Source organism: Streptomyces sp. MAI_2237, assembly GCF_054189285.1.
Genome location: NZ_JAJPGQ010000003.1, coordinates 1,277,682 through 1,299,600, shown reverse-complemented (window position 1 = coordinate 1,299,600; position 21,919 = coordinate 1,277,682). Strand labels below are relative to the sequence as shown.

Annotated in this window: 22 protein-coding genes; 4 read left to right on the top strand and 18 right to left on the bottom strand. The window is 71.4% G+C overall.

Annotated features, from left to right (window positions below; all coding sequences use genetic code 11):
- Positions 1 to 9 precede the first annotated feature (9 nt).
- From LN251_RS16315 to LN251_RS16305, 3 genes are all read right to left on the bottom strand, one after another.
- Positions 10 to 858, bottom strand: a complete 849-nt coding sequence (locus LN251_RS16315; RefSeq protein ID WP_458245056.1) for an arylamine N-acetyltransferase family protein — start codon at positions 856 to 858, stop codon at positions 10 to 12.
- A 44-nt stretch (positions 859 to 902) separates the two neighbouring features.
- Positions 903 to 2,114: an aminotransferase-like domain-containing protein gene (locus LN251_RS16310; RefSeq protein ID WP_458245055.1), complete on the bottom strand. Its 1,212-nt coding sequence runs from the start codon at positions 2,112 to 2,114 to the stop codon at positions 903 to 905.
- Positions 2,115 to 2,221: 107 nt separating this feature from the next.
- Positions 2,222 to 3,124, bottom strand: a complete 903-nt coding sequence (locus LN251_RS16305) for an SAM-dependent methyltransferase (protein WP_458245054.1) — start codon at positions 3,122 to 3,124, stop codon at positions 2,222 to 2,224.
- A gap of 295 nt (positions 3,125 to 3,419) precedes the next feature.
- Between LN251_RS16305 and LN251_RS16300 the strand changes: the two genes are divergently transcribed.
- Positions 3,420 to 3,632, top strand: coding sequence for a hypothetical protein (locus LN251_RS16300; protein ID WP_458245053.1), 213 nt, complete (start codon positions 3,420 to 3,422; stop codon positions 3,630 to 3,632).
- Here the strand turns inward: LN251_RS16300 and LN251_RS16295 are convergent, their stop codons facing one another.
- From LN251_RS16295 to LN251_RS16265, 7 genes are all read right to left on the bottom strand, one after another.
- Positions 3,633 to 4,004 carry a DUF805 domain-containing protein gene (locus LN251_RS16295; protein ID WP_458245052.1) on the bottom strand — a complete coding sequence of 124 codons (372 nt, stop codon included), beginning with the start codon at positions 4,002 to 4,004 and terminating at the stop codon, positions 3,633 to 3,635. It lies immediately after the preceding gene.
- Positions 4,005 to 4,294: 290 nt separating this feature from the next.
- Positions 4,295 to 5,287: a porphobilinogen synthase gene (hemB, locus tag LN251_RS16290; RefSeq protein ID WP_458245051.1), complete on the bottom strand. Its 993-nt coding sequence runs from the start codon at positions 5,285 to 5,287 to the stop codon at positions 4,295 to 4,297.
- Positions 5,288 to 5,452: 165 nt separating this feature from the next.
- Positions 5,453 to 7,159 carry a uroporphyrinogen-III synthase gene (locus LN251_RS16285; protein ID WP_458245050.1) on the bottom strand — a complete coding sequence of 569 codons (1,707 nt, stop codon included), beginning with the start codon at positions 7,157 to 7,159 and terminating at the stop codon, positions 5,453 to 5,455.
- Entirely contained in the window at positions 7,156 to 8,115 is a 960-nt protein-coding gene (gene hemC / locus LN251_RS16280; protein ID WP_058923954.1) for a hydroxymethylbilane synthase, read from the bottom strand. The genes LN251_RS16285 and hemC overlap by 4 nt, the downstream gene beginning before the upstream one ends.
- Positions 8,112 to 9,881: a glutamyl-tRNA reductase gene (locus LN251_RS16275; RefSeq protein ID WP_458245049.1), complete on the bottom strand. Its 1,770-nt coding sequence runs from the start codon at positions 9,879 to 9,881 to the stop codon at positions 8,112 to 8,114. The genes hemC and LN251_RS16275 overlap by 4 nt, the downstream gene beginning before the upstream one ends.
- Complete coding sequence (locus tag LN251_RS16270) at positions 9,878 to 10,642, bottom strand: redox-sensing transcriptional repressor Rex (protein ID WP_058923956.1); 765 nt, start codon at positions 10,640 to 10,642, stop codon at positions 9,878 to 9,880. Before LN251_RS16270 ends, LN251_RS16275 begins: the two co-directional genes overlap by 4 nt.
- Before the next feature lie 255 nt (positions 10,643 to 10,897).
- Entirely contained in the window at positions 10,898 to 11,179 is a 282-nt protein-coding gene (locus tag LN251_RS16265) for a glutaredoxin family protein (RefSeq protein ID WP_458245048.1), read from the bottom strand.
- Between the two features lie 106 nt (positions 11,180 to 11,285).
- Here LN251_RS16265 and LN251_RS16260 point away from each other — a divergent pair, with 106 nt between their 5' ends.
- The 3 genes from LN251_RS16260 (at position 11,286) to LN251_RS16250 (ending at position 14,842) form a co-directional block, all read left to right on the top strand.
- Positions 11,286 to 12,224 (top strand): HAD family hydrolase, encoded by a 939-nt coding sequence (locus tag LN251_RS16260; protein ID WP_458245047.1) that lies wholly within the window; start codon positions 11,286 to 11,288, stop codon positions 12,222 to 12,224.
- 383 nt (positions 12,225 to 12,607) lie between these two features.
- Positions 12,608 to 13,387: an ECF subfamily RNA polymerase sigma factor, BldN family gene (locus LN251_RS16255; protein ID WP_458245046.1), complete on the top strand. Its 780-nt coding sequence runs from the start codon at positions 12,608 to 12,610 to the stop codon at positions 13,385 to 13,387.
- 234 nt (positions 13,388 to 13,621) lie between these two features.
- Complete coding sequence (locus tag LN251_RS16250; protein ID WP_458245045.1) at positions 13,622 to 14,842, top strand: DUF5667 domain-containing protein; 1,221 nt, start codon at positions 13,622 to 13,624, stop codon at positions 14,840 to 14,842.
- Positions 14,843 to 14,902: 60 nt separating this feature from the next.
- Here LN251_RS16250 and LN251_RS16245 read toward each other — a convergent pair whose 3' ends face one another.
- From LN251_RS16245 to LN251_RS16210, 8 genes are all read right to left on the bottom strand, one after another.
- Complete coding sequence (locus LN251_RS16245) at positions 14,903 to 15,955, bottom strand: lysophospholipid acyltransferase family protein (protein WP_458245044.1); 1,053 nt, start codon at positions 15,953 to 15,955, stop codon at positions 14,903 to 14,905.
- A gap of 14 nt (positions 15,956 to 15,969) precedes the next feature.
- The gene (locus tag LN251_RS16240) at positions 15,970 to 17,031 is read right to left on the bottom strand and encodes an NAD-dependent epimerase/dehydratase family protein (protein WP_458245043.1); all 1,062 of its coding nucleotides are present in this window, start codon (positions 17,029 to 17,031) and stop codon (positions 15,970 to 15,972) included.
- A gap of 235 nt (positions 17,032 to 17,266) precedes the next feature.
- The gene (locus tag LN251_RS16235) at positions 17,267 to 17,365 is read right to left on the bottom strand and encodes a 30S ribosomal protein bS22 (RefSeq protein WP_003948845.1); all 99 of its coding nucleotides are present in this window, start codon (positions 17,363 to 17,365) and stop codon (positions 17,267 to 17,269) included.
- Between the two features lie 168 nt (positions 17,366 to 17,533).
- Positions 17,534 to 17,743: a helix-turn-helix domain-containing protein gene (locus LN251_RS16230; protein WP_016437488.1), complete on the bottom strand. Its 210-nt coding sequence runs from the start codon at positions 17,741 to 17,743 to the stop codon at positions 17,534 to 17,536.
- Between the two features lie 129 nt (positions 17,744 to 17,872).
- Positions 17,873 to 18,688, bottom strand: a complete 816-nt coding sequence (locus LN251_RS16225; protein ID WP_458245042.1) for a phosphatase — start codon at positions 18,686 to 18,688, stop codon at positions 17,873 to 17,875.
- Positions 18,689 to 18,772: 84 nt separating this feature from the next.
- Positions 18,773 to 19,945 carry an acetoin utilization protein AcuC gene (locus tag LN251_RS16220; RefSeq protein WP_458245041.1) on the bottom strand — a complete coding sequence of 391 codons (1,173 nt, stop codon included), beginning with the start codon at positions 19,943 to 19,945 and terminating at the stop codon, positions 18,773 to 18,775.
- Positions 19,896 to 21,113 (bottom strand): MFS transporter, encoded by a 1,218-nt coding sequence (locus LN251_RS16215; RefSeq protein WP_458245040.1) that lies wholly within the window; start codon positions 21,111 to 21,113, stop codon positions 19,896 to 19,898. The genes LN251_RS16220 and LN251_RS16215 overlap by 50 nt, the downstream gene beginning before the upstream one ends.
- Positions 21,114 to 21,194: 81 nt before the next feature.
- Positions 21,195 to 21,896: a VC0807 family protein gene (locus LN251_RS16210; protein WP_458245039.1), complete on the bottom strand. Its 702-nt coding sequence runs from the start codon at positions 21,894 to 21,896 to the stop codon at positions 21,195 to 21,197.
- Between the last annotated feature and the right edge of the window lie 23 nt (positions 21,897 to 21,919).

Sequence of the window (21,919 nt, the reverse complement as noted above, 5' to 3'; positions counted from 1 at the left end):
CCGGCCGGCTCAGCCGAACAGGGCCGTCCCGTCGGGTACGACGATCCCGAACTCCTCCTCCAGCAGCCGCCGGGCCTCGTCCTCGTCGGTCAACTCCCGCTCGCGCACGGCGCCGTCGGCCCGTGTCTCGGTCAGCGTCCGCCCGTGCAGCAGCAGGTGCCGGTCGGCGCTCACGCTCTGCACGTACAGCCGCTGCGTGAACGGCGACCGCGGGTTGGTGCCGATGTGCCAGTTGACGACCTCGAAGTCGGCGTGCTCGAACGGCTCCAGGGTGAACGCGTACTGCGCCTGCCAGGGCCCGTCGGAGGCGACGCCGCCCTTCTCCGCGCCGTACGCCTGCAGCACCCACAGCTCCAGGGGCCCGGGATGCTCCACGGTCACCAGCCGGTGCCGCCGCCCGGCACCCTCGAACTCCGTGCGGGCGACCAGGGGCACCGGCTCCAGCAACGCCCCGATCGCCCCGAACCCCACGTCCGCGAGATACGGCCCCGGCTCCCCCGGGACCTCCACCAGCAGCGCCATGTGCGTACGCGGCCGGCTCTCGACCCGGTCCGCGCCCACGATCACCCGGGCCGCCAGCCGGGTCACCCGGAACCCCAGCGCCTCCAGCGCGGCCGCGAACAGCGTGTTGTGCTCGTAGCAGTACCCCCCACGCGGACCGTGCACCAACTTGGCCACCAGATCCGCGAGTTCCAGCGAGGGCGCCTCCCGCCGCAGGGCACCGAGATTCTCGAACGAAATCCCCCGCACATGCGCGAGATGCACGCCCCTCAACGTCTCCAGATCCGCCCGCCGCGCCCCCTCCCAGCCGACTCTCCGAAGGTACGCACCGAGCTCGAACTCCCCCGTCTCCGCCATACCCCCACCCTACGAACAGCCGCCCGGTGAAGCGAAGCAACCGGTCAGACCGCGCGCAGGCCCTCCCCCAGCCTCCTGAGGCCCTCGCCGATCTCCTCCGGGGTCTGGGTCACGAAGCACAGGCGGAGGGTCGAGGGGTCGGGGGTGCCGGCGTAGAAGGGCGCTCCGGGCACGTAGGCGACGTCGTGCCGGACCACCTGCGGCAGCAGGGCCGTCGTGTCGTACGGCTCCGGCAGCCGGGCCCACAGGAACATGCCGCCCGCGGGGCCGGACCACGTCGAGCCCGCCGGCAGCGCCTCCGGCAGGCCCGCCAGCATCGCGTCCCGCCGCTCGCGGTAGACCCCGGCGACCCGGGCGACGTGCGCGTCCAGGTCGCGGTCGGCCAAGTACCGTGCCGCGGCGAGCTGGTTGACGGTCGGGGTGTGCAGATCGGCCGCCTGCTTGGCGACCGCGCAGGCCCGGCGCAGCCCGGCGGGCGCCCGCAGCCAGCCCAGGCGGAGGCCGGGAGCCATCACCTTGGAGAAGGAACCGAGGAGCACGACCCGCTCGGCGGCCCCCTCGTAGGAGGCGATCCACGGCTCCCGCTCGCCCTCGAAGCGGAGTTCGCCGTACGGGTCGTCCTCGACGACCCACAGCCCGCACCGCTGCGCCACCTCGGCGACCGCGGCCCGGCGGGCGGCGGGCATGGTCCGGCCCGTCGGGTTCTGGAAGGTGGGGACGGTGTAGAGCAGCTTCGGGCGTTCGCGCCGGACCAGTTCCTCCAGCGCCACGGGGTCCACGCCCTGCTCGTCGCCGGGCACCGGCACGATCCGGGCACCGGCGAGGCCGAAGGCCTGCAGTGCCGCGAGATAGCAGGGGTCCTCCACCAGGACCGTGTCACCGGGCTCCAGCAGGGCCGCCGCGAGCAGGGACAGCGCCTGCTGGGAGCCCGTGGTGACGAGGACGTCGTCGGCGTCCGTGGGCAGCCCGCGCGCCGACATGCGGCCGGCCAGCGCGGCCCGCAGCGCCGGCTCGCCCTCGGTCGTGGAGTACTGCAGCGCCCGCCCGGCGTCCTCGGCGAGCACCGCCCGGAACGCCTCCGCGATCCCCTCCGCGTCGAACAGTTCCGGCGCCGGCAGCCCGCCCGCGAAGTTGATCACCTCGGGGCGGGCGGTGACGGCGAGGATGTCCCGTACCGGCGAACCGCCGACCGTCCGGGCCCGCGCGGCGAGCGGCGGAAGCGGGACGGGGACGGGGGCGGGTGGGACGACGGTCATGATGCGGCTCCTCTGCCATGGCTCGTGGGCGCAGCTTAGAAAGAAAGGTGCCCTCTACACCCGGTGTTCCGCGATCCGGACGCCCGGCCCCTCGGGGACTTCCCGCCTCAGGCCTTGCGGCCGCTCGCCCCGTACACGTTGATGTCGTCGTCCGTCACGTCGTTGATGTCGCGGTAGCGGATCTTCTCGATGTCGTCCAGGGAGTCGAAGTACGCCGCCTCCACAGCCGGCGGGGCGGGCGCCGGGCCCGGGTGCCAGCGGTGGACGGGGACGACGCCCGGCTCGTCCAGGGTGAGCCCCGGCGTCTCGCCGAAGAACCGCTCGACCTCGGTCCGGGAACGGAACACGAAGGTGAACCCGCGCTCGGTGTAGGTGCGTTGGACCGCCCGCGCCGGTTCGGGGTGCATCTCGTCGGTGAGGTGACTGAGCACCAGGTGACTGCCGGCCGGCAACGCGTCCATCAGCTCTCGCACCAGCGGATAGGCCTCCGCGTCCTCCACGAAGTGCAGGATGGCCACCAGCAGCAGCGCGACCGGCTCGCGGAAGTCGAGGATCTTGGCGGCCTGTTCGAGGATCTCCTCCGGCCGGCGCAGATCCGCGTCCACGTAGTCGGTGCGGCCTTCGGGGCTGCTGGTGAGCAGGGCGCGGGCGTGCGCCAGGACCACCGGATCGTTGTCGACGTACACGATCCGGGAGTCGGGAGCGATGTCCTGGGCGATCTGGTGGACGTTCTCCGCGGTGGGCAGGCCGGTGCCGATGTCGAGGAACTGCCGGACGCCCTGCTCGCCCGCCAGCCGGGTCACCGCGCGGCGCATGAAGTCGCGGTTGTGCCGCACGTCGAGGTAGCCGCGCGGGTTGGCGGCGAGCGCGGCGGCGGCCGCGGCGCGGTCGACCGGGTAGTTGTCCTTGCCGCCGAGGAAGACGTCGTAGACCCGGGCGGGATGCGCCCTGGTGGTGTCGATACGTCCTCTGAGCAGCGCGGGGTCCTGGCTCAACGCGTCACCGGGCACGGGCGTCTCCCTGGGCAGTAGGGGCGGTCGTCAACAAGCTAACTCCCGAGCGGAGTTGATGGTGCCCGACCTTGCGACGCACGGCAACGGGTCGCGGGACGAGCCGGGCGAAGGCCCCGGCGGCGTCCCACGACGCCCCCGCGGGACACCACGTCCCCGCAGGTCAAAGGCGGTCCCGCGGGATCGTCGTCCCGAATCCCGCGCGAGGTGTGGCGCCGCATGCAGACCACCGCCCAGGCTGGGCACCGCCGGCCCCGGCATCCCCAGCACCCCCCACGGAAAGGCCCGCACCGCCATGTCCGCCCGAGCCCCCCGCACCCGCCCTCTGCTCGCCGCCACCGTCCTCGTGCTCGTCGCGCTCACCGTGGCGGGCTGCAAGGACGGCACGGGGGTGCGGGACGAGGGCCCGGCGACGAGTCACGCGCAGCCGCTGCGGCATCCGGACCCCGGGCACGCGAAGAGGCCGCCCGGTCGGGAACACCGACCGGACGGCCTCGGGGCGCGGTGATCAGCCCGCGTACGCGACAGGCGCTTCCTTCGGGTTCGGGCCGTACTGGTTCGGGCCCGGCTGGCTGTCGAGGCAGGTGAGGACCAGCAGCCAGATGCCGCCGATGGCCGGGACGGCGCCGATGAACAGCCACCAGCCGGAGCGGCCCGTGTCGTGCATACGACGGACACCGAGGGCGAGGCTGGGCACCAGGATGGCGAGGTAGAAGATGCCGAGGAGGGCGAAGAGCGCCGGGGTCTTCGACGCGATGGCGACGACGGCCAGGATCACGTCGATGATGCCGACGAACAGCGCGAACATCCAGTATTCCTTGCGGCGCGAACGACCGCTGAACTCGGCGTACTTCTTCAGTGCCTCGATGAACCAGCTCACTTGTGTCCCCCAGGGATCGACGTGCGGACCATCCGGAACGGATCAGGCCAGGCGCAGAAGGTAGGGACACCGACGAGAACTCGTCAATTCGGTACGCGGACGCACCGGTTGAGCACTTTTCGGACAGATCCACTACGGATCGATCCGAGAATCCCCACAAAGCGGGGGGAAATGCGGGAAGGGGGACGCCAGTTCACGAATCCGAGTTGCTTCCGTTGCCGAACCGATCGCGTTCCGATGCCGGTCGGTGGCCGATTCGAGGCCTGACGTATCCCCATCCGTAGCCAGGATCAACGCAACCATTGCGCCACTTCGGTCGCCCAGTACGTGAGGATGTTCTGCGCGCCGGCCCGCTTGATGCCGGTGAGGGCCTCCAGGATGGCCCGCTCCCGGTCGATCCAGCCCTTCTCGGCGGCGGCCTCGATCATCGAGTACTCGCCCGAGATCTGGTACGCGGCCACCGGCACGTCCACGGAGTCCGCGACGCGCGCCAGGATGTCCAGGTAGGGCCCGGCGGGCTTGACCATCACCATGTCGGCGCCCTCCTGAAGGTCCAGCGCCAGCTCCCGCAGCGACTCCCGCGCGTTGGCGGGGTCCTGCTGGTACGTCTTGCGGTCGCCCCGCAGCGAGGAGCCGACGGCCTCCCGGAAGGGCCCGTAGAACGCGGAGGCGTACTTGGCGGTGTAGGCGAGGATCGCCACGTCCTCGCGCCCGATCTGGTCGAGCGCGTCGCGGACGACCCCGATCTGCCCGTCCATCATCCCGCTGGGGCCCACGACATGGGCGCCGGCGTCCGCCTGCACCTGGGCCATCTCGGCGTACCGCTCGAGCGTCGCGTCGTTGTCCACGCGCCCCTGCTCGTCCAGCACCCCGCAGTGCCCGTGGTCCGTCGTCTCGTCGAGGCACAGGTCGGACATGACGAGCAGGTCGTCACCGACCTCGGCCCGCACGTCCCGGATGGCGACCTGAAGGATGCCGTCGGGGTCGGTGCCCGGCGTGCCGACGGCGTCCTTCTTCGACTCCTCCGGCACCCCGAAGAGCATGATCCCCGAGATCCCCGCCTCGACGGCCTCGGCGGCCGCCTTCTTCAGGCTGTCCCGGGTGTGCTGCACGACCCCGGGCATCGCCGCGATCGGCACGGGCTCGCTCACACCCTCGCGCACGAACGCCGGGAGGATGAAGTCCGCCGGGTGCAGCCGCGTCTCGGCGACCATCCGGCGCATGACGGGGGTGGTGCGCAGCCGCCGGGGACGCGTACCGGGGAAGGATCCGTACTTCGTCATACCTCTACGCTACGCCCGGCCCAGGCGCCCCTTTGCCGACGGAACGTCGGCGCTGTGCAGCCCCTTCGCGCGTCCTGCGGGCAGTCGTGCCGCCTGGGGCGGCACGAGTGGGCGCAGGCGGCACCCCGTCGCGCCGGGGCGCGCACCCACCCGCACCCACCGACCTCACGTCGTCGTCCGCCGCCTCCGGGCCCCCGGCCTCCGCTCGCTCGGCCGCGTCACCGCGTCCCCGCTCTCCAGCGCCGCGGCCCGCCGCCGCAACCCGAAGTCGGCCAGCGCCTCCGCCAGCTTGTGCACGGACGGCTCGGGAGCCATCACGTCCACCCGCAGCCCGTGCTCCTCGGCGGTCTTCGCCGTGGCGGGCCCGATGCACGCGATGACGGTCACGTTGTGCGGCTTCCCGGCGATCCCGACCAGGTTCCGCACGGTCGAGGACGAGGTGAACAGCACGGCGTCGAAGCCACCGCCCTTGATCGCCTCCCGGGTCTCCGCCGGCGGCGGCGAGGCCCGCACGGTCCGGTAGGCCGTGACGTCGTCGACCTCCCAGCCCAGCTCGATGAGCCCGGCCACGAGGGTCTCCGTGGCGATGTCCGCGCGCGGCAGGAACACCCGGTCGATCGGGTCGAAGACCGGGTCGTACGGCGGCCAGTCCTCCAGGAGCCCGGCGGCGGACTGCTCGCCGCTCGGCACCAGGTCCGGCTTCACGCCGAAGGCGACCAGGGCCCTGGCGGTCTGCTCGCCCACCGCGGCGACCTTGATCCCCGCGAAGGCGCGCGCGTCGAGCCCGTACTCCTCGAACTTCTCCCGCACGGCCTTGACCGCGTTGACGGACGTGAAGGCGATCCACTCGTACCGGCCGGTGACGAGCCCCTTCACGGCCCGCTCCATCTGCTGGGGCGTGCGCGGCGGCTCGACGGCGATCGTCGGGACCTCGTGCGGCACGGCCCCGTAGGAGCGCAGCTGGTCGGAGAGCGAGGCCGCCTGCTCCTTCGTGCGCGGCACGAGGACCTTCCAGCCGAACAGCGGCTTGTTCTCGAACCACGACAGCTGGTCGCGCTGGGCGGCGGCGGAACGCTCGCCGACCACGACTATCACCGGCCGGCCGCCGTCCGGCGAGGGCAGCACCTTCGCCTGCTTCAGCGTCTGCGCGATGGTGCCGAGCGTCGCCGTCCAGGTCCGCTGCCGGGTGGTCGTACCGGCCACCGTCACCGTCATCGGGGTGTCGGGCTTGCGTCCTGCGGACACCAGTTCGCCGGCGGCCGCGCCCACGGCGTCCAGGGTCGTCGAGACGACCACCGTCCCGTCGGAGGCACCGACCTCGCTCCAGCACCGGTCGGAGGCGGTACGGGCGTCCACGAACCGCACGTCCGCGCCCTCGGCGTCGCGCAGCGGGACACCGGCGTACGCGGGCACGCCCACGGCCGCCGCGACACCCGGCACGACCTCGAAGGGCACACCGGCGCGGGCGCAGGCGAGCATCTCCTCGGCGGCGTAAGCGTCCAGGCCAGGGTCACCGGACACCGCACGGACGACCCGCCTGCCGCCCCGCGCGGCCTCCATGACAAGATGTGCGGCATCCCGTACCGCGGGGACCCCAGCGGTTGTTGACGCTGCGTCAACGACCGCCAGCTGAGGTGTGCCCGTGCCCGGAACCGGGTCCGACGAAGGACCCCCGTCCGTGTGCACCTCGGCGACGCCGTGTCTGGCGTGCTTGCGCACCACGTCGAGCACGTCGCCCTCGGCGACGAGGACGTCCGCGGTCGCGAGCGCCTCGACGGCGCGCAGAGTCAGCAGTCCCGGATCCCCGGGTCCGGCGCCCAGGAAGGTGACGTGCCCGTGATCGAGGCCGGTGGGAAGGGTGGTGGGGCTCACTGTGCTCGCTCCCCCATCAGACCGGCCGCGCCCTGGGCAAGCATCTCGGCAGCGAGTTCGCGACCGAGCGCCATTGCCTGGTCGTACGTCTCGGGCACGGGACCGGTGGTGGACAGCTGCACCGTACGCGAACCGTCGGTCGTGCCGACTATCCCGCGCAGGCGCATTTCCTTGACGACCTGCCCGTCGCCCACAAGGTCGGCCAGCGCGCCCACAGGGGCGCTGCAACCGGCCTCGAGGGCGGCGAGCAGTGACCGCTCGGCGGTGACGGCGGCCCGCGTGAACGGGTCGTCGAGCGCGCCGAGCGCGGCGATCAGGTCCGCGTTGTCCGCGGCGCACTCGATCGCCAGTGCCCCCTGGCCGGGGGCGGGCAGAACCGTGTCGACCGACAGGAAGTCGGTCACCTCGTCGCTCCGGCCGATGCGGTTGAGCCCGGCGGCGGCCAGCACGACCGCGTCCAGTTCACCGTCCCGCACGTATCCGATGCGCGTGTCGACGTTCCCCCGGATCGGGACCGTGCGTATGTCGAGCCCGTGGCTGCGGGCGTACGAGTTCAGCTGGGCCGTACGCCGCGGCGAGCCGGTCCCGATCCGCGCCCCGCGGGGCAGGTCGGTGAACTTCAGCGCGTCCCGCGCGACGATGACGTCCCTGGGGTCCTCGCGCTCCGGTACGGCGGCGAGCGTCAGGCCCTCGGGCTGCGCGGTGGGCAGGTCCTTGAGCGAATGAACCGCGAAGTCGACCTCACCCCGGAGCAGCGCGTCCCGCAGCGCGGTGACGAAGACACCCGTGCCGCCGATCTGCGCGAGGTGCTCGCGGGAGGTGTCGCCGTAGGTGGTGATCTCGACGAGTTCGACGGGCCGGCCGGTCACCTGGCTCACGGCGTCCGCGACCTGCCCGGACTGGGCCATGGCGAGTCTGCTCCGCCTGGTCCCGAGCCTCAGTGCCTTGCTACTCATGCTGGCCCTCGGTTCTTGCTGTTCTCAGAGTCGTTGTCGGCCCGGGAGACGGCGGCCACCGTCTCCTGGTCGAGGTCGAACAGGGTGCGCAGGGCATCCGCGTACCCTGCGCCGCCCGGTTCAGCGGCGAGCTGCTTGACCCGTACGGTCGGTGCGTGGAGCAGCTTGTCCACGACGCGCTTGACGGTCTGCGTGATCTCGGCGCGGTGCTTGTCGTCGAGGCCGGGCAGCCGCCCCTCCAGCCGCGCGATCTCGCCGGCCACCACGTCGGCGGCCATGGTCCGCAGCGCGACGACGGTGGGCGTGATGTGCGCGGCCCTGAGCGCCGCCCCGAAGGCGGCGACCTCGTCGGCCACGATCCGCCGCACCTGGTCGACGTCGGCGGCCATCGGCGCGTCGGCGGAGGCCTCGGCGAGGGACTCGATGTCGACCAGCCGGACCCCGGTCAGGCGGTGCGCGGCCGCGTCGACGTCCCGCGGCATGGCGAGGTCGAGCACGAAGAGCACCGGCGCGGGCCGGGGGGCCTCGGCGACGGGCTCGGGCTTACGGCGCTCGGGGATGCGGCCGACGGTGGCGGCGAGGGCGGCGAGCGCGGCGATGGCCTCGGCCTCCTCGGCGGGGTCGAGCACCGTGGCCGGGCCGGCCGCGGAAGTCTGCGGGCCCGGGGCGTTGTCCACCCAGGCGGCGTGCTGCTCCAGCTCGGCGGCGGGCATCCCGGCGACGGCGGCCTCACCGAGCACGGAGAAGCCGGGGGCGGCCTGCACGGCGGGCAGGTCGAGCGGGCAGTTCTCGTCGGCGGCGGCGCCGGTCAGCCCGCGGACGCCGGAGCCGGCCTGGGCGGCACGGGGGTGCGCGGGCCCTTCGCCGGCGCCGGGTCGCGCGTACGGCTCCCGGCCGGCGGCATCGTCCGGCGCGCCCTCGGCGATCCGCCCGCGCACCGCCGACGCCACGGCCTCGGCGGTCAGGACCAGCCCGGTGGCCCCGGTGCAGGAGACGACGACATCGGCTCGTGTCAGCTCGCCCGGCACCGCGTTCATCGGTACCGCCCGGGCCAGCACGTCCGTCTCGTCGCCGTCGGAAAGTATCTGTGCGAGCCGCTCCGCCCGCTCCCCGGTCCGGTTGGCGACGACGATCTCCGCCACGCCGGCCCGCGCGAGCGTCGCCGCGGCCAGCGAGGACATCGAACCTGCGCCGATGACCAGCGCCTTCTTGCCCCGCGCCCATTCCTGGACGTCGGCGCCGAAGGACAGCTGCTCCAGCCCGAAGGTGACCAGCGACTGCCCGGCCCGGTCGATGCCGGTCTCGGAGTGGGCCCGCTTGCCGACGCGCAGCGCCTGCTGGAAGAGGTCGTTCAGCAGCCGCCCGGCGGTGTGCAGGTCCTGCGCCTTGGCCAGCGAGTCCTTGATCTGCCCGAGGATCTGCCCCTCGCCGACGACCATGGAGTCCAGCCCGCAGGCCACGGAGAACAGGTGGTGAACCGCCCGGTCCTCGTAGTGGACGTACAGATAGGGCGTGAGCTCCTCCAGCCCCACCCCGCTGTGCTGGGCGAGCAGCGTGGACAGCTCGGCGACACCGGCGTGGAACTTGTCGACGTCGGCGTACAGCTCGATGCGGTTGCAGGTGGCGAGCACCGCGGCCTCGGTGGCCGGTTCGGCGGCGACCGTGTCCTGCAACAGCTTGACCTGGGCGTCCAGGTGCAGCGCGGCCCTCTCCAGGACACTGACCGGCGCGCTGCGGTGGCTCAGCCCGACGACGAGGAGACTCATGCCGGCATCACGGCGGGGACGTCCCCGTCGGGCCCCTGGTCGGCGGCCTCCTTGCGGGCGGCGGCGGCCGGGTGCGCGCCGTCGCCGGCCGCGCTCTCCTCGCCGGCCTTGCGCTGCTCGTGGAAGGCGAGGATCTGCAGCTCGATCGACAGGTCCACCTTGCGCACGTCGACGCCGTCTGGGACGGACAGCACGGTCGGCGCGAAGTTCAGGATGGAGGTGACACCGGCCGCGACGAGCCGGTCGCAGACCGGCTGGGCGGCGCCGGCGGGGGTGGCGATCACACCGATGCTCACGCCGTTGTCCTCGATGATCTTCTCGAGGTCGTCGCTGTGCTGCACGGGGATGCCGGCGACCGGCTTGCCCGCCATGGCCGGGTCGGCGTCGATGAGCGCGGCCACCCGGAAGCCACGGGAGGCGAACCCGCCGTAGTTGGCGAGGGCGGCGCCGAGATTGCCGATACCGACGATGACGACCGGCCAGTCCTGGGTGAGCCCGAGCTCGCGCGAGATCTGGTACACGAGGTACTCGACGTCGTAGCCCACGCCCCTGGTGCCGTACGACCCCAGGTAGGAGAAGTCCTTGCGCAGCTTGGCGGAGTTGACCCCCGCGGCGGCCGCGAGCTCCTCGGAGGAGACCGTGGGCACCGAGCGCTCCGACAGTGCGGTCAGGGCTCGGAGATACAGCGGAAGCCTGGCGACGGTGGCCTCGGGAATCCCTCGGCTACGGGTCGCCGGTCGGTGAGTTCGGCCAGTTGCCACGGTGCTCCTGCGGGTAGAGCGGGGCTGCAGGCGGTCACACGTTCCTGGACCGCCCCGTCGAATGCAGGCTATGTCTTTGTGAACGCGTGCACAAAGATGGTGTCCGATTTGCCCGGCCAACGTGACCGGGGTCACGCGCCCCCGGCGCACCGGCGCGGAACCGGCGCGCGGACACAGCCGTTCCTCTGTTCTTGGGGGCAAGACCGCACACACTCCTCTTCGGATCCCCGCCCCCGAGACCAGACGCCTTCGATCCTAAGCGAGCGCCTTGCGCAGTCGCGCCTCGTCGACGCGCCAGAAGGTGTGCTGGGCGCCGTCGATCAGGACGACCGGAATCTGCTCCCAGTACTGGTCATGGAGTTGTGGATCGAGCGCGATGTCCTTCTCCTCCCACGTCACACCGAGCTCGCCACACACCTTCTCCACCACGACTTGTGCGTCATCACACAGATGACAGCCCTGCTTCCGGACCAGAGTGACCACTCGGTCCTGAGGGCGCGGCGCCTTGCGACGAAAAACGGGACTCATACGAGCCATTGTGGCGTCGCCGGATCGCTTGTTTAACGGCCGGGCCGCTCAGAGTTCACAACCTCCAAACCTCTCGACTCCGAAGTCACCGAACAAACTGGCTATGCTCACGGGCATGGCCGCTCTCGGATGGCTCACTCCCCGTAGGCGCTCCGCCACGGCGCGGAGCGTGTTGGCAGGCGAGGCCTCGGCTGAGGCCGCCCGCAAGTCGTCGCAGGACTCGCAGACCCCCGAACTCGCCCCCGACCTCGCCGTCGAGGAACCTCAGTTCCCGGTGCTGGGCGACGACAAGGCAGCCGCCTTCTTCGACCTGGACAACACCGTCATGCAGGGTGCCGCCCTCTTCCACTTCGGCCGCGGCCTCTACAAGCGCAAGTTCTTCGAGACCCGCGACCTCGCCAAGTTCGCCTGGCAGCAGGCGTGGTTCAGGCTGGCCGGCGTCGAGGACCCGGAACACATGCAGGAGGCCCGCGACTCGGCGCTGTCGATCGTCCAGGGCCACCGCGTCGCCGAGCTGAAGTCCATCGGCGAGGAGATCTACGACGAGTACATGGCCGAGCGCATCTGGCCGGGCACCCGCGCCCTGGCGCAGGCCCACCTGGACGCGGGCCAGAAGGTGTGGCTGGTCACCGCCGCCCCGGTGGAGATCGCCCAGGTGATCGCCCGCCGCCTGGGCCTGACCGGCGCCCTGGGCACGGTCGCCGAGTCCGTCGACGGCGTCTACACGGGCAAGCTGGTCGGCGAGCCCCTGCACGGCCCGGCGAAGGCGGAGGCGGTCCGCGCGCTGGCGGCGGCGGAGGGCCTGGACCTGTCCCGCTGCGCGGCCTACAGCGACAGCCACAACGACATCCCGATGCTGTCCCTGGTCGGCCACCCCTACGCCATCAATCCCGACACCAAGCTCCGCAAGCACGCGCGGAACCTGGACTGGCGCCTGCGGGACTACCGCACGGGCCGCAAGGCCGCCAAGGTGGGCATCCCGGCCGCGGCGGGCGTGGGCGCGGTGGCCGGCGGCACCGCGGCGGCGATCGCCCTCAGCCGGCGGCGCCGCTGAGTTCACCCTCACCGGCTTCGAAAGAGGGGCGTCGCCTGTGCGACGCCCCTCTTTCGTTTTCCGGGCCGTCCGCACAAACAAGCCAATCCGCAGGTCATGCCCCCACAGGCCGCTGTCCAGTCGCATTGGCTGCACACGGCCACAACCCGCCCCGTTCCCAGCCGTAAGCCGAACCTTTTCGATCAACAAACGGTCACTCTCTGGTACTTGATCGTGCGCCAATCGGTTACGGAAACGACGTAATCGATGATTTGAGCAACTCGGTGTAGCAGCGCCTGTACGAAGCGTTATTCTCCTCAGACGCAATCCGGTACCCCTCCGTCGCTACGACGGGTGAACGGTCCCGTACTGCACGTGATGGAAGCTCTGCCTCTGGGAGTCCCGTGTACCCACACGTCGGGGTTGACGCCTCGGGCCTGGCTACGCTGCGCGCAACGGTCCTCAACCTGTTGCGCGACTTCGTCCCCACCGCGTACGCCGTCCCCGCCCTCGCGGGCGCCGCCGCCGCGCCCGTCGGTCCGTGCTACGCACTGGCTGACGGCAGTGCCGCGGTCGGCAGACGAGGCCGCGCGGCCGCCGCCGGCACCACCGCGCGCCGCCCGGCCGCGGACAGCGACAGCGCCCGGATGATGGAGCTGGTCGAGCGGGCCCAGGCCGGCGAGGCCGACGCCTTCGGGCGCCTCTACGACCAGTACAGCGACACCGTCTACCGGTACATCTACTACCGCGTGGGCGGGAAGGCCACCGCCGAGGACCTCACCAGCGAGACGTTCCTGCGCGCCCTGCGCCGCATCGGCACGTTCACCTGGCAGGGCCGCGACTTCGGCGCCTGGCTGGTCACGATCGCCCGCAACCTGGTCGCCGACCACTTCAAGTCGAGCCGCTTCCGGCTGGAGGTGACCACCGGCGAGATGCTCGACGCCAACGAGGTCGAGCGCTCCCCGGAGGACTCCGTCCTGGAGTCCCTCTCCAACGCGGCCCTGCTGGAGGCCGTCCGCCGGCTCAACCCGCAGCAGCAGGAGTGCGTGACCCTGCGCTTCCTGCAGGGCCTGTCGGTCGCCGAGACCGCCCGCGTGATGGGCAAGAACGAGGGCGCGATCAAGACCCTGCAGTACCGGGCCGTGCGCACCCTCGCCCGGCTGCTGCCGGACGACGCCCGCTGAGCCCGACACGCTCCGCGACACTCAACTCACTTTCAGTGAAAGTCCGTTGACTTCCCGATCCGATCATCCGTCGTCCGTAACCCAAGTGCCGCGCCGCTCGTTGTGCGGGATGCAGGCTCCCTGTGGTCACTCCCTGGCCGACTCCGATCACCCGATCGTGTGGTCGTGGCCGGGGCGTGCAACCCTCAGGACCCCCTGGGGAGTCGACCGTCATGACGAGAGGAGGTGCCGCCAGTGATCGCGAACGTATCGGCGCACCGGCGGGCGAACGCCTTCGCCCAGGCCCTGGACGAGCAGCCCGACCGGGACACGGCGGCTCAGCAGTCCGAAACACCCCCACCAGCGGCGGCGGAACGGACCGAGCAGGCCGAGCTGCTGGCCCTGGTGATCGACCTCGGCGAGCTGCCCAAGCCGGTGCTGGACCCCGAAGTCAAGGTCGTCCAGCGGGCCCAGCTGGTGGCCGCGTTCGAGGCCATGCTGCAGGAGGGCGCCGGAGGCGAGGCGGCCGATCCTTCGGTGCCCGAACAGCGTTCCCATCGCGCCCGGGGCACACACCGGGCGAGCGGGCTGGGCAAGTTGCGCCCCCGGTCCCGGCTGACCAAGGGGCTCGCCGCGGGCGGGCTCAGCGTCGGCGTCGCCGCGGGAGCCTTCGGCGGCGTCGCCGCGGCCAGCTCGGACGCCCTGCCCGGCGACTCGCTCTACGGCCTCAAGCGCGGCATCGAGGACTTCAAGCTCAACTACCTCACCGAGGGTGCGGACCATCAGGGCCAGGCCTATCTCGACCTCGCCTCGACCCGGCTGAACGAGGCGCGCCGGCTGATGGACCGCGGTCGCGGCGGCCACCTCGACCACGAGTCCGTGGGCGAGATCCGCCGCGCCCTGTCCGGCATGCAGCACGACGCCTCCGAGGGCCACCGGCTGCTGCACGAGGCGTACGAGCGCGACCCGCATTCCCTCGGCCCCATCCAGGCCCTCTCCGCCTTCTCCCGATCGCACCGCGAGGTCTGGGGCGTACTGCGCGACAAGCTCCCGGTCCAGCTCGGCGACGTCAGCGACGAGGTGTCCTCGGTCTTCGACGCCATAGACGAAGAGGTCGCCCCGCTGCAGTCCCTGCTCCCCGAGCCGCCTGCCCAGGGCGGCGACGGCAGACACGGCGGTTCGAGTACGGCACCCACGGGCAGCTCGGGCGCCGGTCACGGCTCGGCCTCGCCGGGCCAGGGCAACGGCTCCACGGGCGGCGGCCACTCCAGCAGCCCGAGCGGCTCGGCCACGACCGGCAGCGACGGCCTGCTCGGCGGCAGCACCGGCGGTCTGCTCGACCCGCCCAAGTCCAGCGGCACCGCGTCCCCCTCGGCGAGCGGTTCGCCCAGCACCAACCCGGACGTGACGATCCCGCCCCTCCTCCCGGGCCTCCTGCCCGGCCTGGGCATCGAGGGCGACAACTCCGGCTCCTAGCGGCTACGACGGTGGGGGCGCCCTTCTCGGGAAGGGCGCCCCCACCGTCGTACCGAAACCTCAGAAGAACACCGACCGCCGCTGCACCAGCAGCTTGTACAGCGTGTGCTGGATCTGCTCCCTGACCTGGTCGGTCAGGTTGAACATCAGCATCGGGTCTTCGGCGGCCTCCGGGGGGTAGCCGTCGGTCGGGATCGGTTCGCCGAACTGGATCGTCCACTTGGTGGGCAGGGGGATGGCGCCGAGCGGGCCGAGCCACGGGAAGGTCGGCGTCAGCGGGAAGTACGGGAAGCCCAGGAGGCGGGCCAGCGTCTTCGCGTTGCCGATCATCGGGTAGATCTCCTCCGCGCCCACGATCGAGCACGGGATGATCGGGACGCCCTGGCGCAGGGCCGTCGAGACGAACCCGCCGCGCCCGAAGCGCTGGAGCTTGTAGCGCTCGGAGAAGGGCTTGCCGATGCCCTTGAAGCCCTCCGGCATCACGCCGACCAACTCGCCCTGGGCGAGGAGGCGTTCGGCGTCCTCCGCGCAGGCCAGGGTGTGACCGAGCTTGCGGGCCAGCTCGTTGACGACGGGCAGCATGAAGACCAGGTCGGCGGCGAGCAGCCGCAGATGCCGGTCGGCGGGGTGGTTGTCGTGGACGGCGACCTGCAGCATCAGGCCGTCCATCGGCAGGGTGCCCGAGTGGTTGGCGACGATCAGCGCGCCGCCGTCCTTCGGGATGTTCTCGACGCCCTTCACCTCGACCCGGAAGTACTTCTCGTACACGGGCCGCAGCAGGGACATCAGGACCTGGTCGGTCAACTCCTCGTCGTACCCGAAGTCGTCGACCTCGTAGTCGCCGGTGAGGCGGCGGCGCAGGAAGTCCAGCCCGTGCGCGATGCGCCGCTCCAGGCCGCCCTCGTCGCGCGGCCTCCCGGGCTGCTGTTCCTCACGCGTCACGGGAACATCATCCTGCGCCGAGGCCCTGCCGGGCAGGGGCTGGACCTCTCCGACCTGCGCGGGTTCCGCGGTCTTGCGCCGGCTCCCCGCGCCCCGGCGGCGCGGCGGCCGCTGTACGGCGCTCCCGCGGGACCGGTCGTCGTCGAACGGAATGACCTTGGCGTCCGCCATCGTTGATGCGCTCCTCAGTTGGCGCTTTGCGTCGGGGGGTGGCCACTGCCCGGGAGGGGCAGTGCGGCGATCCGGTCGACGGCCCCCGCGAGGGCCTCCGGCGGCAGGAGTCCGGGTCCGTGGCTGCGGGCGAAGTCGGCGAAGGTCTCCGCCGTCGTGTACTTCGGCCGGAACCCGAGCGTCTCCCGCATCTGGTCGGTCGCCACGACCCGGCCGTGCGTCAGCAGCCGGATCTGCTCGGGCGAGAAGTCGGTCACTCCCAGGGTACGCACCAGCGAGCCGGCCCAGGTGACGGCCGGCAGCAGCAGGGGCACGGTGGGCTTGCCGAGCCGCCGCGAGCACTGCGACAGCAGCAGGACGCCGTCGCCGGCGATGTTGAAGGTGCCGCTGTTGAGCGTGCCCCGCTCCGGCTCGTGCGAGGCGATCCGCAGCACCTCCATCACGTCGTCCTCGTGCACGAACTGCAGCCGCGGGTCGTAGCCGAACACGGTCGGCAGCACCGGCAGCGCGAAGTACGAGGCGAGCGGGGTGTCGGCGGCCGAGCCGAGGATGTTGGCGAAACGCAGCACGCAGACGGCCACGTCGGGCCGCCGGCGGGCGAAGCCCCGGACGTATCCCTCGACCTCCACCGTGTCCTTCGCGAACCCGCCGGAGGGCAGGGACTTGGGCGGGGTCGTCTCGGTGAAGACGGCCGGGTCGCGGGGCGCGGAGCCGTACACGTTCGTACTGGACTTCACCACCAGCCGCTTGACCGTTGGCGACTTCTGGCAGGCACCGAGCAGCTGCATGGTGCCGATGACGTTGGTCTCCTTGACCGTGGTCCGGCTGCCGCTGCCCAGCGCCATGGCGGTCACATCCAGGTGGACGACCGTGTCGGCGCCCGTCTCGGCGAGCACCCGCGCAATGGTGGGCTGCCGAATGTCGGCCTGGATGAAGTCGGCGCCCCCGAGATGGTGCTCGGGCGGAACCGCGTCCACGGCCACGACCCGGTCCACCCGCGGGTCGCGCTGGATCCGTCGGACGAACCGACCTCCCAGCCTGCGGGCCACTCCGGTCACGAGCACGACCTTGCCCAAGATCAGCGCCTTCCTTCCAGCACATCCGGTAGTCGTAGCCTGCCGCGTTCCCCGTGTGCGGCCAACTTAGCGGGTCGATGTTGCGCTGTGATGACCGCCCAATGCATGAAGTAACCACATCCACAGCACCTACGACCGGACCCGGCCATGTGAACGTCCATGAACCGAGAACGCATGTGGCCCCCCACCGGATGCGGTGGGGGGCCACATGAACACGCTGCTGCGCCGCGTCGCCTTACTTCTTGTTGCGACGCTGAACGCGCGTGCGCTTGAGCAGCTTGCGGTGCTTCTTCTTGGCCATCCGCTTGCGCCGCTTCTTGATAACAGAGCCCACGACTACCCTCGCTCACTTCTCATCACTCGGTGTTTGGGCGCCATGGGCCCACACGACCTACGAGGGGCTAGCCTACCCGTCCGAGCGCTGAGGTCGTAATCGAGGAGTCGACGAGGGGTCCGGGGAGGTCCCTGAGTGCCCTGAGGATCTCCCTCGGACCCGTCGTCGTCAGGCGGTTTCCACCCCCACGTAGCTCTCGCGGAGGTATTCGTGAACCGCGTTCTCGGGGACGCGGAAGGACCGCCCCACCCTGATCGCGGGCAGATGACCGCTGTGCACCAAGCGGTACACGGTCATCTTCGACACTCGCATCACCGAGGCGACCTCCGCCACGGTAAGGAACTGAACCTCGCTCAGAGGCCTCTGCTCAGCAGCCATGACACACCTGAACCTTCCGCACTCGACGGCCACCGGCTTCCCCTTCCGGTGACTCTTCGTCGCTGCGTGCTCACTCCCCAATGTAGGGGCGGGTGATGCGAGTGGGGAAGAGGTGCACCCATCGGCGGCCTACTGTGACAGACACGCTCGATTGAGTACGTAGCGGGTAAGCGGCCGGTAGTAATCAGACCGCACAGCGTCATCAAGTGGAACGACGACGGACACGACCCCCTCAGCCTGCCCCACAAAGAGCGCGGGGTCATCCGTATCTGCCAGACCAATGGCCTCGAACCCCAGCTGACCTGCCCCGCAGACCCAGCCGTGGTCCCCGATGACAAGCTCGGGCAGCGGCCCGCCGGCCTCGGCGGCCGCGGCCAGCGCGAGGCGAACCGGCATCGGTGAGTGCGTGTGCGCGCCGGTCGCACAACCGGGGCGGGGCGTCCCGGGTTCGCGGACGAACGCGACGCGCCGTACGTACTCAAGGTTGTACGTGCGTAGACCGAACCGGGTCGTTATGTCGACACGGCGACCATGCGCCGGTGTGAGGACGGCACATCCCGCCGCCGACAGCGCGTCCGCCAAGGCGGCGTAGAAGCCCAGCAGGCGGTGCGGGTGTCCGGTGCCGAGGAGCACAGGCGCGCTGCGCTGGGCCGCAGCCGCCAGACGTTCAGCGAAGGCATCCAGAGCGGTCAATGTAAGCTCAGGATCGATCACATCATGACCTGAAACCTGGCGCGGATCGGCCGAAACCCCGCACTTCTGCGCCATCACCTCCATCACATCGCGCAGTTTCCATGCCCATGCCGGATCAAGTCCGATCAGCACCCGGGGGTCGCGCGCCGCGAAGAGCCGGTAGCTCCGCAGGCTCTCCTCGCGCGAGGTGGCCACCGGTCCCGCGAGGCGGGCAGCCAGCAGATGAGCGCGCAGGGCTCCGGTGCTCAACACGCTTGCGATGGTGGCGGACCGGCCCGGCCGCGGCCACACGAACAGGCAAACACCGCACAGTTGGCGTAACGCTCCCACCGGCGCCTACGCCAGCAGGCCCCGCAGCGGGAACACCGCCCGCCGGGTCGCCAGCACCGCCTGGTCGAGCCGGTCCGCGGGGTCGTACCCCGCCTCCCACTCGGCCCAGGACACCGGCCACCGCCCGTCCGTCATCCGCCCCGGCGCCAACTGCCGGGTGCGCGCGAAGACTTCCTGCCGCCAGCTCTCGGGAATCACCGTCTCCGGCGTGATCTCACGTCCCGCGGCGATCCCCACCAGATGCGTCCAGGACCGCGGCACGACCTCGACCACCGCGTATCCGCCGCCGCCCAGCGCCACCCACCTGCCGTCGGCGTACCGGTGCGCCAGGTCGTGGCAGGCGACCTGCACGGCCCGCTGCGCGTCCAGCGACACGGCGAGGTGCGCCAGCGGGTCCTCGAAGTGCGTGTCGGCCCCGTGCTGCGTCACCAGCACCTGCGGCCGGAAGTCCGCGATCAGCTCGGGCACCACGGCGTGGAAGGCCCGCAGCCACCCGGCGTCCCCGGTGCCGGCCGGCAGCGCCACGTTCACGGCCGATCCCTCCGCCGAGTCGGCCCCCGTCTCCTCGGGCCACCCGGTCTGCGGGAACAGCGTCCGGGGATGCTCGTGCAGCGAGATCGTCAGCACGCGCGGGTCCTCCCAGAACGCCGCCTGCACGCCGTCCCCGTGATGCACGTCCACATCGACGTACGCGACGCGCTCGGCGCCCAGCTCCAGCAGCCGGGCGATCGCGAGGGAGGCGTCGTTGTAGATGCAGAACCCGGAGGCGCCGCCCGGCATCGCGTGGTGCAGCCCGCCCGTGAAGTTCACGGCGTGCAGGGCCTCCCCGCGCCACACCGCCTCCGCCGCCCCCACCGACTGCCCGGCGATCGTCGCGGACACCTCGTGCATCCCGGCGAAGGCCGGATCGTCCATGGTGCCGATCCCGTACGCCCCGTCCGCGGCCCCGGGGTCGGCCGAGGCCGCCTTCACGGCGTCGATGTAGTCCTCGCGGTGGACGAGCCGCAGCGTCGACTCCCCGGCGGGCTTCGCCGCCACCACCTCGACGTCCTTGTCCAGCCCGAAGGCATCGACGAGGTGCTTGGTCAGGGCGAGCCGGACCGGATCCATCGGATGGTCCGGACCGAAGTCATAGCCCGTTACTGCCTCGTCCCACATCAGCTGTGCGCGGCCGCTCATGCTCGCCACCGTATCGGTCCGGTCGAGGTGCGAACGAGCGGGCGTACACGAGGGTCACCAGCACCAACACCATCGGTACGAGCATCGCCCCGCGGTAGCTCCACGTGTCGCCCAGCGCCCCCACCAGCGGCGAGCCGATCAGGAACCCGACGTAGTTGAAGATGTTCAGCCGCGCCACGGCCGCGTCCGAGGCCCCCGGGAACAGCCGCCCGGCCGCCGCGAAGGTCTGCGGCACCAGCACGCACAGTCCGAGCCCCAGCAGCGTGAACCCGAGCATCCCGACCCACGCCCCCGGCGCCACGGCTACCACGGCGAACCCCGCGGCCGCCACCACCGCCCCCAGCCGCACGACGGCGACGGCCCCGAACCGCCGCACCCCCGCGTCCCCCAGCGTCCGCCCGAGCAGCGTGGTCACCATGTAGACGTTGTACGGCACGGTCGACAGCTGCTCCGAGCTCCCGAGCACGTCCTTCAGGTACTTCGCGCTCCAGTTGGAGACGGTCGAGTCCCCGATGTACGCGAAGGTCATCACCAGGCACAGCGGCAGCAGCAGCTTGAAGACGACGGACTGCGTCTGACCGCCCTCCCCGTCCTCCGCGTCGGAGCCCGCGCCCGCGTCGACGTACCACCGGCTCCCGATCAGCACGGCGGGCAGCAGCACCGCGACGACCGGCAGATACGACACCCACAGCGCGAGATGCCAGTGCGCGCCCACCCAGGCCAGCGAGGCCCCGACGATCCCGCCCAGGCTGAACGCGGCGTGGAAGCTGAGCATGATGCTGCGCCCGTACGATCGCTGCAGGCTCACCCCGAGCATGTTCATCGAGGCGTCCAGCCCACCCACGGCCAGCCCGAAGGCCCCCAACGCGAGCCCCAGCTCGACCAGTCGGTCCCCCGACCCCACGCCGATCAGCGCCAGCATCACCACCGGCTGCAGACACCGCAGCAGGACGCTGGGCCGTATCCGCTTCACCAGCTGCTCGGTCGTCACGCTTCCGACGCCGGCCAGGATGGGCACGGCGGCCAGGAAGGCCGGCAGCAGGGCGTCGGAGACGCCGTACCGGTCCTGGATGGCCGGGATGCGGGTCACCAGGAGAGCGAAGGTGGCGCCCTGCACGAAGAAGCTGAACGCCAAAGAGGCCCTGCCGCGCCGCAGCACATCTGTCATGGCGGCGAGCGTAGGGCCCCTGGCTACCTGTGGGTAGATCCAGCCAAAGATGAATTTTCCTCAGCTTTATCGGTGGTGCGGTCAGGCGGCGATCGCGACCTCGTCCCGCACGGTCTCCGCGGCCGCGTTCACCTCGGCGGTGAGCATCCGCGCCATGGGCTCGGCGGCGGCCTTACGGCTGACGAGGAGGGCCAGCGTGATCGCCCCGGCGAGGATGACCGACCCGAGCCAGACCATGGTGTCGACGGGCACGGTGTACGCCCCCACGATCCGCGCCGCGCACTCGGCGAGCAGGGCCACGCCCCACACCCCGGAGAAGAGCCGCTCCAGCCGGCGGAACGCGACCGAGCCGACGGCCAGCCGCTCCCAGGCGGCCTCCCGCGCCGTGTCACCCCGCGTCAGGAAGGGCTTGAACGCCTCCGTCATCATCGGCCGGCCCATCGCCACCGACACCAGCACGGCGATCCCGATCACGCTGCTGACCCCGCTGTCCTTGACGAGCATCAACCGCGGGTCGCCCGAGAGGAAACTCAGCGCCAGCGACACGACGTTGACCACGAGGATCAGTGCGGCGAACACATTCGCCTTCCGCTCCTTCACGGCGCTCCACACCGTCCGCACGGCCGGCACCACGCTGCTCAGTGCGAGGGCCGCGAAGGTGCCGGCCCCGAAAGCCTCCTTGAAGAGGTAGTAGGAGCCGACGGGCACCGCCATGTCCACGATCAGCGGCCCGAAGGTGCTCTGCTTGCTCGCCTTGCCGGTGGTGCTCGTCTTCGTCGTCATGCGTTCAGCTTCGCGGAGGGCAC